Here is an 11,715-nt window from a genome sequence, read left to right as displayed (position 1 = left end):
TTTTAAATATTTTCAAACTTTTTCATAAAATCACTTGAATTTTATATAGTTAGCTCCTCTTTTATGTTTAATATTTTTTTTATATCTTGAAATACAGCTTCACCATTCATAATTCCATAATGTTGTGGCGCAATATAATCCACAGGAATAGAAACTTTAGATTCAATTTCTGGTTTTAAATGTCTAATTTGTGGACCTAGCAAAATCAAATCATAATTATTTGCATATTCTTCATATTCTGCTTCTCCATAGGCTTTAACACTCAATAGTCCTTGGCTAGCTTTTTCAATTTTTTTTGCTAGAATACCTGTAGACATTCCAGCATTACATACAAGCATTACATTTTTCATAACTAATCCCATCTCTTTCTCTCTATTTTTTTTCCTTTACTTTCAATTATTTCTTTATACCAATAATAACTCTTTTTAGGTTTTCTTAAAAGATTTGGTGTATCAAAATCAATTGCAACTAAACCATATCTTTTCTCACATCCATTTTTCCATGAATATAAATCAAATGTACTCCATGCAAAATAACCTCGCATATCTACACCATCATCCATAGCATTCATCATCGCTGCAATATGATCGTTCATATAAGAAATACGATAATCATCTTGTACTTCATCAACTGTTACATCTTCTCTAACACCTATTCCATTTTCACTAATATAAAGTGGTAAATGGTATTTATTCCAAACTTCTTTTAGTCCTTGTTCTAATCCTAATGGACAAATTTCAGTTCCCCATTCTGTATAAATTGCATCAGGATCATCAAAAACCTGTTCAAACCAATCTTTAATAATAACCTTATTGCTTCCACCATTTCCACTATTATTTGCAACTAAAACAGTTTCTCCATTACTATATGGTCTAATTAAAGCTCTAGCATAATAATTTAATCCTATGAAATCAACCGTATTTTCTTTAATTACATCAAGCTCTTTAATATTAATAAATGATAAATCAAACTTTTTATTTAATTCGCTTAATAAATCAATTGGAAATTCTCCTTGACATGCTGTATCTAAAATCCAATTGTTACAATAATTATCTGCATATCTCATTGCAATTCTTGTTTCTAAAGAATCATCCACACCATTGACAGGTGTAAAACTATGAACAATTCCAATTTGACCTTTATATCCACCTTCTTTAAAAATTTTAACTCCCAAAGCACTTGCAAGCATAACGTGATAAGCTGCAATAATCATTTCTTGTGGATTTTTATGAGCTGGTGGATAATTTCCAATTAGGTATCCACTGCTTACAAACCATTTTGGCTCATTAAATGTTACCCATAAATCAACTAAATCGCCAAACTTTTCAAAGCATATTTTTGCATATTTTTGGTATGCATAGGATACTTCATTGTTAAGCCATCCGCCAGTTTCTTCCCAATATTGTGGTAGATCCCAATGATAAATTGTTACAAATGGTGTAATATCTTTATCTAGACAACATTGTAGAATTTTTCTATAAAAATCGACTCCTTTTGAATTAACTTCACCTTCCTTATTTTTAATAATTCGAGGCCAAGCAAGAGACATACGAAAGGCGTTTTGTCCTCCATTTTTTAACTGTAATAAATCCTCTTCAAAATGATGATAAAAATCAGATGCATTATCTCCATTTTCAAGATTGTTTTCATGTAAATAAACATCCCACATACTCTCTACTTTATCATCTAAATTCCACGCTCCTTCACATTGATAAGAAGCTGTTGCACTACCCCATAAGAAATCTTTATTCATATTCTTTTAACCTCCCATATAATTCAACAATTTCATTAGCCATTTCTAAAGTATTTTGTGCTCCGAAAACATGATCTTCGGCATGAATCATCAATAGATTTGTTTCAACATCTTCTTCATTTGCCATATCACGTAATAATTCTGCATGCTTTTTCTGTGCAATAAGTAATTCATCTTTTGCGTTTTTTAAATTATCATTTGCTAATACAACATTACCTGTTTTCGCATTGGAAATTGCTTCCATTGCTTTTGTACGCGCATTACTACTATATAATATTAATTGGCAAGAATCTTCTTCTCTTTTCATACTATCACCTCCAACGACAAATTCATTGTAAGTGAATACAAGTTAGAAGAAAAATCAAAAATTACCACTATAAAGTGGTAAAATAAAAAGTTCTCCAACTTCGGAGAACTTGCTATATATACTTGTTATCTATTTCCAAAAATTCTTGCCACTACCAACAGATACGATTTCAAATTGTGTATTATTTGACGTACCACCTTTAAAGTATTTGCCAGCTTCTGTTCCATTAAAAATATCAATATGATTTTTCTTAATAGCTCCGCCTCTATCAACAACAATACCATACGCTGTTGATTCAATACCTAAGTTGTGATTTGTAATTTTAATAATTGTTCCAAAAGGAATAGATGGATCTGCTGCTAAACAATAATAACTTCCACCATTATAACTTAACTTCGCGCTATGACTTCCTTTAACACCAGTTGTTGGTGATAAAGAAATACCTGATGATGAAGTTCCATTTCCTCCTGCACAATCGCCACCATATGTTGTCAGTTTTCCAGTAAAATAAGCTCCAGGTTGAATTGTCCCATGAGCGATAATTGTATCTGTTTTTTCTGTTACAACTTCACTCGATAACAATTCTTTTTTAACTATTTTACCGTTTTCATAAGTGACTTTCACTTTATTCTTAATTTGTCCTTGTTGTCCAGTTTGAACAACTTCTGTTGTAAATAAATGTAAACCTGTTGTTTCTATTGTTTGTGAAGATACATATTGCATTTCTTCTACTTCTTCTTCGTTAATACGATTAACTTGTAATAAATCTTTACTTTGTACAATATAAGACATATCTTTGTTAACTGTATCTTTTGCGTTTAAGTTTACATCTAATTCTTTTAATACATTTTTAACAGTATCTTGTCTTACTAAATAATCTTTAGTTTCTTGGCCACCATCTTGATACTGTATTTCAATTGTTTCTTTATAACCTTTTATTTCTTGTGTTGCTCCTGATGTAACAGTTGTCGCCATAACCATTACATATACAACCATAATCACTAATACCCCTTTCAGTCGGGGGTCTGCATCTGAAATAATTTGTTTAATTGTTTTCATTAATTTTCCTCCTATTTAATGCCAAATACTTTTTTAGCATTAAACGTTGTCTGACTTGCAACGCTTTCTATCTCCATGTTCTTTAGCTTTGCTATTTCCTGGGCAATATACACAACATTTGCAGGCTCATTTAAAGTACCACGATAAGGATGTGGTGTTAAATAAGGACAGTCGGTTTCAATTAATAAATGTTCTAAACCTATTTTTTCTGCCACATCTTTAGGAACTCTGGCATTTTTAAAAGTAACTGGTCCAGCTAATGAAATATAGAAACCTAAATCAATAAATCTCTTTGCCATTTCTACTGATCCACTATAACAATGCATAATTCCTGGATGTCCATTTTTTTTAAGCACTTCATAAGTATCTTCATAAGCATCTCTACAATGAATAATAATTGGTTTTTGATGTTTTTTAGCAAGATCAACTTGTTGTTGAAAAACTTCTTTTTGTTTATCACTAGGAACATCATCCCAATAATAATCTAATCCGATTTCACCAAGTGCTACAACCTTTGGTTCATTTAAGTACTCATCGATGATTTGTAAATCTTGAGTAGTTGTGTTTAAACAGTCGTTAGGTCCTATCCCTACAGCAGCATAGATAAAAGGATATTCTTTTGCTATTTCAACTGCCTTTTTGGAAGACTCAAGATCATAGCCTACAACAACCATCATTTCTACTTGGTTATCTAAAGCATGTTTAATAAATTCATCTTTTTTTTCATATAATTGTTCACTATTTAAATGACAATGTGTATCAAAGTACATAAATCTCACCCTGGTGAATACTAACAAAATATTATCTCTTTGTCAAATTTCTAAATTTTTCAATTCATTAAAATTATAATTTAGTTCTTTTTATCAATATTTTTTTGAATGATATGAAATATATTTTGTCGTATTTTAGGATTTAAACAAATATATGCTTATAAATATGGTATTTTATAAAGGGCTCATTATAATATATGCCCACTTTTATGATTTATGATACTAAAGTATAAATTATTGAAGATATCTACGATATTCTTTTGTAATCTTTGAAAGTCTTAAAGCAATAAATAAGTTTCCAATACCATTAATAAGGAATAAAATTCCTATCACAAAAGCAGAGGAAATGACTGTACTTGGGCTCAAAAAGAACATTGCAAGTCCTGTAAAAATTAAAATTGTAACAATAATATAATCAAAAGTTAAAGAATAACTAACCATTGATTTAATAAAGGTATAAGCTTCAAAACAATAGATGGCACTAATAATGATATATAAACTAAAAATATAAGAAAAGAATGTTGTCATTATTGATATATGTGTTAATACAAAGATACCTAATACGCATTTTAAAATACCACTCAATAATGTATTCTTCATAAAATAAATATCTAACCAACCACTAAAATAATAAATAAAATCAATAATTCCTGTAAAAGTAATAATAATACCAGCAAGTATTGTAATAATTTGAAAAGATTCTTGAGGATTTATTAAAAATAATATACCTATCACTATTGCACTTAAGGCATTAATCCATATACTCATTTTTACTTTATTTAAAGTTTTCATATTCATTCCTTCTTTCTACTTTTACTATAATCTTATTTATATCAACATAAAATGGACAAAATAAAAGAATTAACCAAAAAAGGTTCCTAATGAGCCTGTATTGTTGTTTCTATTAAATGAAATATTTGTTCAACAAATGGTTTTAAATCATAATCACCTTGTGCTTCTAACCAATCAATAAGAATACCTATCATTAAACATTTATAAAAATGAATAAGTGTTTCTTTTTCTTGTTCACTTCGTAAAACATAATGAGAAGATTGTTTCATAAACATTTTTACAATATGTAAAGCTACATGATTCATATAGGTAATAAACTCATCTTTTTGTGATGAATTATAAAGATGTTGAAAAGCTTTTTTATGTTGATTACATTCTTCTATAAGTGGTACAAGACATGTCATTGGTGAACCAAATTCATAGTTATTTTGAATAATTTGATCTGCCCATGATTTAACAGTATATTCTGCTAAATTAGGGATATCTTGAAAATGATAGTAGAATGTATTTCTATTTAAATGACAGCGTTCGACAATGTTTTGAACCGTTATTTTATTAAATGGTTTTTCTTCTAATAATTGCCAAAAAGCATCAATAATTGTTTCTTTTGTTTTTTTCATATCATTACCTCATTTACCACATTATAACAAAAAAGAAATTGTAGATGAACAATTTCTTTTAAATGAATACTAATGAATATATTCGTATTTATCAATAACTATAAGAACAGTAAACCAATATTTATCTTCTGAAAAAGATATTTCAGATTTATATTTTTTTAAAGTTGATTTTACACTTGATAAACCAATTCCATGTTCTGCCGTTCCTTTTTTACTTATGAGCTGAGGATTATATTTTAATACTGGATAGTTAATTCATATCAAAAACAATAAATAACAAATACTTAAATATAATTATAAACATACAATTATATAAAATGACAAATGCTATATAACTTAATGAAATCTGATATTTACCTTGTAATGCTATTCAATTATTATGATAATACTCCTGTAGAGCTACAAGTAAGCCTAACAGTTAATTTTTTTGTTTCATAAGCTGTATTATCATAGCTATGTTTTGCTGTTGCAGATGCTATTGCTGTTGCTCCTGATTTAGAAGCAGATTTACTCGAAATAGCCCATTTATTATTATATACACCTGACTTAACTGATGATGAAATACATTTTGCTGATCCATTCCCATATGAGAACGTTCCAGTTACAGTTACATACCATTGTTGAACGCCCGTACTACTATTATATCTAGCAATTTTACTAGCAGTTTTTTGAGATCTAGCATAATCATTAGATACAAATATAGTTGTTTCAATATACGAACCATCTTCCAAATATTCTATCTGTGAAATATTTTCATAATTATAAGCATTTACTTGTGAAGGTATGCATAAAATACAAAATAAGCTTAAAAATAATATAATTTTTTTCATAAATTTTCTACTTTTATTTAATAATTTCTTCAGTAATATAACCATGTGTTTCTGATTTTGCTTCTTCATATAATTGATTTAATCTATACATTTTAAATCCCCATAATAGAGTTATTAAAATTAGAAGTGTTAAAAGAAAATATTTAAATAACTTTTTCCTATTTAGTTTTTTTATGAGTTCATTACTTTCCATATTTTCAATATAAGATCCTGCAACCTCATTAGGTGTACCAAATTCATTTACAATATCCTGATAAGTACATCTCTCTAAATCATCTGAAAATTCTTTTATTCTTTGAGATAATAATAAGATAAATTCTCTTTTATCTTTTGAATGGATAGGAATTATTCTTTTTACATATTTAATAAATTTTTTTGAATCTTTATTCATTTTTTTCCACCTCACCATATTCAATAATATCGAATACACCTTTAATATTTTTTCTAAAATCAGTAATTGTTTTTTCTAGATAGTCTCTTCCTATAGGTTCAATATGATAATAAACTCTTACTTTTTTATTTACTATTTCATCTCGACTAGAAATGTATTCTTTTTTCAATAGGTTATGCACTACGGGATAAAGTGTACCTTCTTTTATATCTAATGTATTATTTGAAACTTCTTTGATTTTTTTTACTAATTCATATCCATAGCAATCACTTACTTTTAACAAACTTAAAACAAGCATATCAATATTAAAAAAGCTATTTGATTTTGCCATAATTTTATCACCAAAATAATTATAGCATTATAATATTATAATTACCATACTATTATTATAAAGGTATTATTGACAATGTAGTAATATAAGATATAATAAAACTAAGGTAGACGTCAACCTAAACTAATGAAAGGAATATTAAATTATGAAAAAAAATAAAATTAAATTATTTGTAACATTAAGTTTCGCATTACTTATGGCATTTGGAAATGTAAACTCTGTATCCGCTGCTAAATCAACAACAAAATCAACACCCTATGGTACATTAAAAGGATTTATATCTCCTTATAATAGTGGATCATCTAAATTGTGTGAAGGTGGTACCACTATTGGTCAAAATGTTAAATCTATCAAAATAAAAATAGAAGCTAAAAAAACTAGCACTGGCGCTAATATTGGTTCTACTCAAAACCAACATGCAAATAGTTCTGGTGTTGGAGATACATTAGAATGTTGGGGATATACTGGAACTAAAGTTACATTTTATGGAACACATGATGCTATTCATACAACTGGATATCATGTTTATACATCTACACAATATTAAATTAATAAATATCATTTCTCGATAATATCTATTAAATATATCAGAAATGATATTTTCTATAGTGAGGTTAACTATGAAAAAAATAATAATAATTTTTTTAGTCATATTACTATGTGGTTGTCAAACCACAAATAATCATAAAGTAAAAACAGTTAAGAAAACTCAAGATTACCAACAATTATCAAAATATGAAATCATTGATTTTAAAATCATAGATCATAATTTAATATTCGTTTATAAAAAAAATAATCAAACATATGTTTATGATTATTCTATAGAAAAAAATAAAGAATTATTAAACACAATGATTTTTGATGTGCCTGTTAATAAAGCTAAAATACATGTTCTTCAAGATATATATGCTATTCAACTAACAGACACTTTATTCTTATTTCAAAATCATAAACTTAAAAATCATATTGATTTAAATAATTTTTTTGATGAATTTGAATATGATAGTTTAGCTATTTCATCATCTGGTCAATTTATTTCATGTGTAAAAATGAATTATGATACAGAAAGCGTTTTATTATTAGATAGAAATTCTCGCTTAGTTAGTACTGTTCTTACTTTAGATGATACACCTAGAAAATTAAATGCTATATGGGAATTAGCTTTCACAAATGATAAAACCCTTATTTATACTGGTGGAACATATTTAAAACAAGGTCAACAAACTTCTGGATGTTATGGGGTAATAGATATAAATCATCAAACTTATAGTTTATATAATAGTCCTCAAGTTACTTTAAGTTCTTTTAAAGATAAAAGTATTATTCATAATCAAGATGAAGGCTATGGTGCTAATAAGGATAAGATTGCTGTTTATTATGATAATGGATTTAATGATTTAGGACTTAATTATGAAAATTCTGTAAATTGTTATTTAAGTAATGGAAAGATTCTTATTACAGAAAAAGGAAGTGTTGATGATTGGAAACCTTATATTATTTTTAATAATGTAAAATATGATTTTAATGAGCTAGATAATATTTTATTTGCTGAATATGTTGATCATCAATTATTTATTATAGGTAAACAGAATGAGAAAACTACTTTTATAAGAAGAGAGGTAACAGAATGAAAAAAATAATGCTCAGTATGTTTTGTATATTTTTACTTGTTGGATGTAGTACCAAACAAGAAAATATAACAATCAAAAAGAATAACAATCAAGAAACAGTTGATTTAAAAGTAGGTTTTGGATTGCATCATATTGAAGATGGTTATAGTTTTGATGGTAATGATGTAGATATTAATTACGATTATGAAGTTGTAGGTAGAGATGCAAATTTTGGTTTAATGATATTTATTAATGGTATTCCTCAAATGATTAAGCATGAAGATAAAGAAAGTTTAGTCTACACATTTAAAGGAAAGAAAGACACTAATAAAACTGAGCATGTTTCTATTATGCCTAATACTGGTAGTAAAGGTGATCATCTTTATATGCATGCTTTTTTAATAGCTGATTATGAAATTGTTGATTCTCTTAAACAACTTACTAATAAGCAACATATGATGGCTTGTGGTACTACTTTTATTGATATTCATCAAGATACTGCTAATAATCCTATAGATTTAAATAATAATTATGATTTAATTGATTATACATCTGATTTATTAAAACATGATGAAGAAGGTTATTTTGATAATAATTTACTTATTCAATTTCCTAATAATCTAGAAGGTAATTTTAAGAAAAATAAACCTATTACTATAAAAATGAGTGGTATTTCTGATAATTATATTCTTTGGGTATTAGAAGATTTAAAACCTGTATCTAGCTACCATATAGAACTTCCTAAAAACAAAAGTGCAGTATTAAGCTATAAACCAGGAAATAAAACAAAAAATGTAAAAGCTATTGCTATTCCTCTTTCAAGTAATCTTCCAGAAGAAAGTACTTCATTGGTGGTAAAGTAATGAATATTTATATAAATGATTTATCAAAGTATTATAAAAACAAAAAAGCATTAGATCATATTACTTTACATTTATCATCTGGAATCTATGGATTAATTGGTCCTAACGGTGCATAGATATATAGACAAAAATTTTTAAACAGCTAATGTAGATTTAGATAGTGAGGGTAGTGTATAAACACGTCCCTCTTTTTTAGATGTGTTTTGATTGTTTGAGATAAAGTCTAACAATCTTTTATGCTGGTCTGCAAAATTAAACTTAATTGTAATTTCGTTGTTTTCGTGGATATAGATTGTATCAATCAATTCAGCTAATATTCCACGGTTTAACTCGGTTATGTTCTTATGTTTCAAGAACATTTGTAGGTAAGGGTCATTATTGCCTACGCCTTTTGAGGAAAGCTCAATCTCGGCTTTAAGATTGACAATCGCATTTTTCATGCTGTCTGCCTTTGCTTCAAATTTGGCTTTCATTCTTACATATTCAGCTCTGGTAATCTCGCCACACTTCCAGTCCATATACAAATTGTCTATGACATTAGTAATCTTTTCAAGCTCATGTTCTTTGGTTTGTAATTGCTTTGTCAATCGCAAGGACTGGTTACATACAGCTTCTTGCTTATTGATTTCTGTGATTACCTCTGCCATGTTACAAACAAGAGAAATTTGTACTTGAATTGCATTGAGTACGGCTTCTGTCAAATCTTCTAATGAAATGCTATGACGGCTACACTTATCTTTATTTTTTAAAGCATAAGTAGAACACACATAATAAGTATATTCTTTGGTTTCTCCGTTTGCCATGTTCTTTTTGTTGGTTTTCTTTGTCATGCTCTTATCACAATCTGCACAACGTAGGAAACCAGAAAACAGATAGACATTTCTTTTTGTAGGAGCAGTACGGGTATCACGTTGAGATAAAGACTGTGCCATTTCAAAGGTTACTTTGTCAATAATAGGTTCGTGAGTATTCTCTACGATAAACCATTCACTCTCTGGCGTTGCTATCGCTTTATGAACCTTATAGCTGATTACTCGCTGTTTCCCTTGTACCATATCTCCGATATACATTCGATTACTTAAAATTCTAGCTATCGTTGAAATGCCCCACATACCGTCATTCTTTGCTTGATTAGGTGTTTTGAGGTTCAAGCCTTGACTGTGTTTGTAGTCCATAGGTGTAGGTACGCCTAATTCGTTCAAGTGTCTTACAATACCGATTTTACTCATACCGTCCTCTACATACCAGCGGTAAATATCCCGTACCACTTGTGCAGGGACTTCATCAATGATAAGGCAATTTTTATTTGTTGGGTCTTTCTTATATCCATAAGGAGCGAAAGCCCCGATAAACTCGCCATTACGACGTTTCATATTAAAGGTACGTCGAACATCATTAGAAGTTCTTGCTGAATAACGGTCATTCATCAATCCCGTAATCGGAACGTCCATACCGTCTGTAATCGACTCTGGATTTTTGTAAGTGTCAAATGACGGACTTCCCAGACAGATAAATCTTGTGTTATAAAGTGGAAAAAGTTCTTCCAAATAATAACCTTGATCTGCATAATTTCTGAATGTTCGTGCTAATGTCTTGCAAATAATACAATTCACAAGACCAGCTTTCACATCATCAATCATGCGGATAAATTCAGTTCTTGCGTCATCAGTTGTACCGCTGATACCGTCGTCGATATAAATATCCACAAGGATATATTCTTCTTCAAAGAAATTTTCCAAGTATTCACGGATAATCTTTTTCTGGTTCGTAACACTTAAACTTTCGTCGTTGCCGTCGTCCTTTGATAATCGGATATATACGGCAATTCTCCATACCATGTGATTTTTGCTATTTGATTTTTTAACTTTTCTAACTCTCGGCATATTGATTTCTCCTATTAGAAAAGTCATTTATCACTCTTTTATTATACCATATTTCGCCCATTTTTTCAGTAACTTTTTAGGCTCTTGAAGTAATTTATCAAGCAAAAATCAAGCGTTGGAGCATCCTCGTTAAACACGACTTTTACAAGTGTTTTACCACATAAGAAGCAGTAGGGATTGTTTAATTCCTCTATGCAGGCAGATAGACGTTCTGTGTTGGAAAGAGCCTTGTCGGTATTGATTGACTTGACCGCTTCCAAATAATCGGAACATACTGTTGTCTGCTTATTTCCTAAATCATTCAATAGATATACCCCCTTTGCTTTGCTGTTTAGCAGTTTTTACTTATATATAAGCAGGCAGACGGCTTTGGAAAGCTCCGTTAGTATCTCAACTATTCCCATTCTTGTGGGCAGAACCGCACCATGCGGACGTATCATTATTCTGTGAGGATAGGTCGTGGCAAAACGACTTTTCCAACAGTCGCTCTCGGATCACTGCGTGGG

The 11,715-nt window shown here is 29.0% G+C and carries 16 protein-coding genes; 3 read left to right on the top strand and 13 right to left on the bottom strand.

Going from position 1 to position 11,715, the window contains the following annotated elements; all coding sequences use genetic code 11:
- Positions 1-41: 41 nt before the first annotated feature.
- The 11 genes from LJD34_RS14535 to LJD34_RS14485 form a co-directional block, all read right to left on the bottom strand.
- Complete coding sequence (locus tag LJD34_RS14535; protein ID WP_227360237.1) at positions 42-350, bottom strand: PTS sugar transporter subunit IIB; 309 nt, start codon at positions 348-350, stop codon at positions 42-44.
- 2 nt (positions 351-352) lie between these two features.
- Positions 353-1,753 carry a glycoside hydrolase family 1 protein gene (locus LJD34_RS14530; protein WP_107029628.1) on the bottom strand — a complete coding sequence of 467 codons (1,401 nt, stop codon included), beginning with the start codon at positions 1,751-1,753 and terminating at the stop codon, positions 353-355.
- Positions 1,746-2,060, bottom strand: a complete 315-nt coding sequence (locus LJD34_RS14525) for a PTS lactose/cellobiose transporter subunit IIA (protein ID WP_107029627.1) — start codon at positions 2,058-2,060, stop codon at positions 1,746-1,748. The genes LJD34_RS14530 and LJD34_RS14525 overlap by 8 nt, the downstream gene beginning before the upstream one ends.
- Positions 2,061-2,189: 129 nt before the next feature.
- Positions 2,190-3,119 (bottom strand): 3D domain-containing protein, encoded by a 930-nt coding sequence (locus LJD34_RS14520; RefSeq protein WP_022000789.1) that lies wholly within the window; start codon positions 3,117-3,119, stop codon positions 2,190-2,192.
- 11 nt (positions 3,120-3,130) lie between these two features.
- Positions 3,131-3,889 carry a TatD family hydrolase gene (locus LJD34_RS14515; RefSeq protein WP_117481610.1) on the bottom strand — a complete coding sequence of 253 codons (759 nt, stop codon included), beginning with the start codon at positions 3,887-3,889 and terminating at the stop codon, positions 3,131-3,133.
- A gap of 234 nt (positions 3,890-4,123) precedes the next feature.
- On the bottom strand, positions 4,124-4,681 hold the full coding sequence (locus LJD34_RS14510) for a DUF308 domain-containing protein (protein WP_227360236.1): 558 nt from the start codon (positions 4,679-4,681) through the stop codon (positions 4,124-4,126).
- Between the two features lie 86 nt (positions 4,682-4,767).
- Entirely contained in the window at positions 4,768-5,301 is a 534-nt protein-coding gene (locus LJD34_RS14505) for a TetR/AcrR family transcriptional regulator C-terminal domain-containing protein (RefSeq protein WP_107029623.1), read from the bottom strand.
- A 69-nt stretch (positions 5,302-5,370) separates the two neighbouring features.
- Positions 5,371-5,520 (bottom strand): GHKL domain-containing protein, encoded by a 150-nt coding sequence (locus LJD34_RS16850; RefSeq protein ID WP_227360238.1) that lies wholly within the window; start codon positions 5,518-5,520, stop codon positions 5,371-5,373.
- A 158-nt stretch (positions 5,521-5,678) separates the two neighbouring features.
- Complete coding sequence (locus tag LJD34_RS14495) at positions 5,679-6,131, bottom strand: hypothetical protein (protein WP_022000785.1); 453 nt, start codon at positions 6,129-6,131, stop codon at positions 5,679-5,681.
- 13 nt (positions 6,132-6,144) lie between these two features.
- Positions 6,145-6,522, bottom strand: a complete 378-nt coding sequence (locus tag LJD34_RS14490) for a DUF6120 family protein (RefSeq protein ID WP_117787800.1) — start codon at positions 6,520-6,522, stop codon at positions 6,145-6,147.
- Positions 6,515-6,853 (bottom strand): PadR family transcriptional regulator, encoded by a 339-nt coding sequence (locus LJD34_RS14485; RefSeq protein ID WP_022000783.1) that lies wholly within the window; start codon positions 6,851-6,853, stop codon positions 6,515-6,517. Before LJD34_RS14485 ends, LJD34_RS14490 begins: the two co-directional genes overlap by 8 nt.
- Before the next feature lie 145 nt (positions 6,854-6,998).
- Between LJD34_RS14485 and LJD34_RS14480 the strand changes: the two genes are divergently transcribed.
- The 3 genes from LJD34_RS14480 to LJD34_RS14470 all read left to right on the top strand — a co-directional run bounded on the left by LJD34_RS14480 (position 6,999) and on the right by LJD34_RS14470 (position 9,326).
- Entirely contained in the window at positions 6,999-7,400 is a 402-nt protein-coding gene (locus LJD34_RS14480; RefSeq protein ID WP_175301118.1) for a hypothetical protein, read from the top strand.
- A gap of 73 nt (positions 7,401-7,473) precedes the next feature.
- Positions 7,474-8,484, top strand: a complete 1,011-nt coding sequence (locus LJD34_RS14475; RefSeq protein ID WP_227360235.1) for a hypothetical protein — start codon at positions 7,474-7,476, stop codon at positions 8,482-8,484.
- Positions 8,481-9,326, top strand: coding sequence for a hypothetical protein (locus LJD34_RS14470; protein WP_022000780.1), 846 nt, complete (start codon positions 8,481-8,483; stop codon positions 9,324-9,326). The genes LJD34_RS14475 and LJD34_RS14470 overlap by 4 nt, the downstream gene beginning before the upstream one ends.
- A gap of 134 nt (positions 9,327-9,460) precedes the next feature.
- On the opposite strand, the gene LJD34_RS14465 is transcribed toward LJD34_RS14470, so the two are convergent.
- Together LJD34_RS14465 and LJD34_RS14460 are read right to left on the bottom strand one after the other, a co-directional pair.
- A complete protein-coding gene (locus LJD34_RS14465; RefSeq protein WP_009319968.1) occupies positions 9,461-11,209 on the bottom strand; it encodes a recombinase family protein in 1,749 nt (582 codons plus the stop codon).
- A gap of 65 nt (positions 11,210-11,274) precedes the next feature.
- Positions 11,275-11,514 carry a DUF6870 family protein gene (locus LJD34_RS14460; RefSeq protein ID WP_009319967.1) on the bottom strand — a complete coding sequence of 80 codons (240 nt, stop codon included), beginning with the start codon at positions 11,512-11,514 and terminating at the stop codon, positions 11,275-11,277.
- Between the last annotated feature and the right edge of the window lie 201 nt (positions 11,515-11,715).

Source organism: Faecalibacillus sp. MSK20_93 (genome assembly GCF_020589945.1).
GTDB classification, from domain to species: Bacteria; Bacillota_I; Bacilli_A; order Erysipelotrichales; family Coprobacillaceae; genus Faecalibacillus; species Faecalibacillus intestinalis.
Note: the sequence above shows the minus strand (reverse complement) of the source record. Positions and strands in the feature narration are given on the sequence as shown.

What these genes read in the sequence shown, in the direction of transcription:
- LJD34_RS14535 (WP_227360237.1), bottom strand. Translation starts at nt 350, where the DNA reads ATGAAAAATGTAATGCTTGTATGTAATGCTGGAATGTCTACAGGTATT.
- LJD34_RS14530 (WP_107029628.1), bottom strand. Translation starts at nt 1,753, where the DNA reads ATGAATAAAGATTTCTTATGGGGTAGTGCAACAGCTTCTTATCAATGT.
- LJD34_RS14525 (WP_107029627.1), bottom strand. Translation starts at nt 2,060, where the DNA reads ATGAAAAGAGAAGAAGATTCTTGCCAATTAATATTATATAGTAGTAAT.
- LJD34_RS14520 (WP_022000789.1), bottom strand. Translation starts at nt 3,119, where the DNA reads ATGAAAACAATTAAACAAATTATTTCAGATGCAGACCCCCGACTGAAA.
- LJD34_RS14515 (WP_117481610.1), bottom strand. Translation starts at nt 3,889, where the DNA reads ATGTACTTTGATACACATTGTCATTTAAATAGTGAACAATTATATGAA.
- LJD34_RS14510 (WP_227360236.1), bottom strand. Translation starts at nt 4,681, where the DNA reads ATGAAAACTTTAAATAAAGTAAAAATGAGTATATGGATTAATGCCTTA.
- LJD34_RS14505 (WP_107029623.1), bottom strand. Translation starts at nt 5,301, where the DNA reads ATGAAAAAAACAAAAGAAACAATTATTGATGCTTTTTGGCAATTATTA.
- LJD34_RS14495 (WP_022000785.1), bottom strand. Translation starts at nt 6,131, where the DNA reads ATGAAAAAAATTATATTATTTTTAAGCTTATTTTGTATTTTATGCATA.
- LJD34_RS14490 (WP_117787800.1), bottom strand. Translation starts at nt 6,522, where the DNA reads ATGAATAAAGATTCAAAAAAATTTATTAAATATGTAAAAAGAATAATT.
- LJD34_RS14485 (WP_022000783.1), bottom strand. Translation starts at nt 6,853, where the DNA reads ATGGCAAAATCAAATAGCTTTTTTAATATTGATATGCTTGTTTTAAGT.
- LJD34_RS14480 (WP_175301118.1), top strand. Translation starts at nt 6,999, where the DNA reads ATGAAAAAAAATAAAATTAAATTATTTGTAACATTAAGTTTCGCATTA.
- LJD34_RS14475 (WP_227360235.1), top strand. Translation starts at nt 7,474, where the DNA reads ATGAAAAAAATAATAATAATTTTTTTAGTCATATTACTATGTGGTTGT.
- LJD34_RS14470 (WP_022000780.1), top strand. Translation starts at nt 8,481, where the DNA reads ATGAAAAAAATAATGCTCAGTATGTTTTGTATATTTTTACTTGTTGGA.
- LJD34_RS14465 (WP_009319968.1), bottom strand. Translation starts at nt 11,209, where the DNA reads ATGCCGAGAGTTAGAAAAGTTAAAAAATCAAATAGCAAAAATCACATG.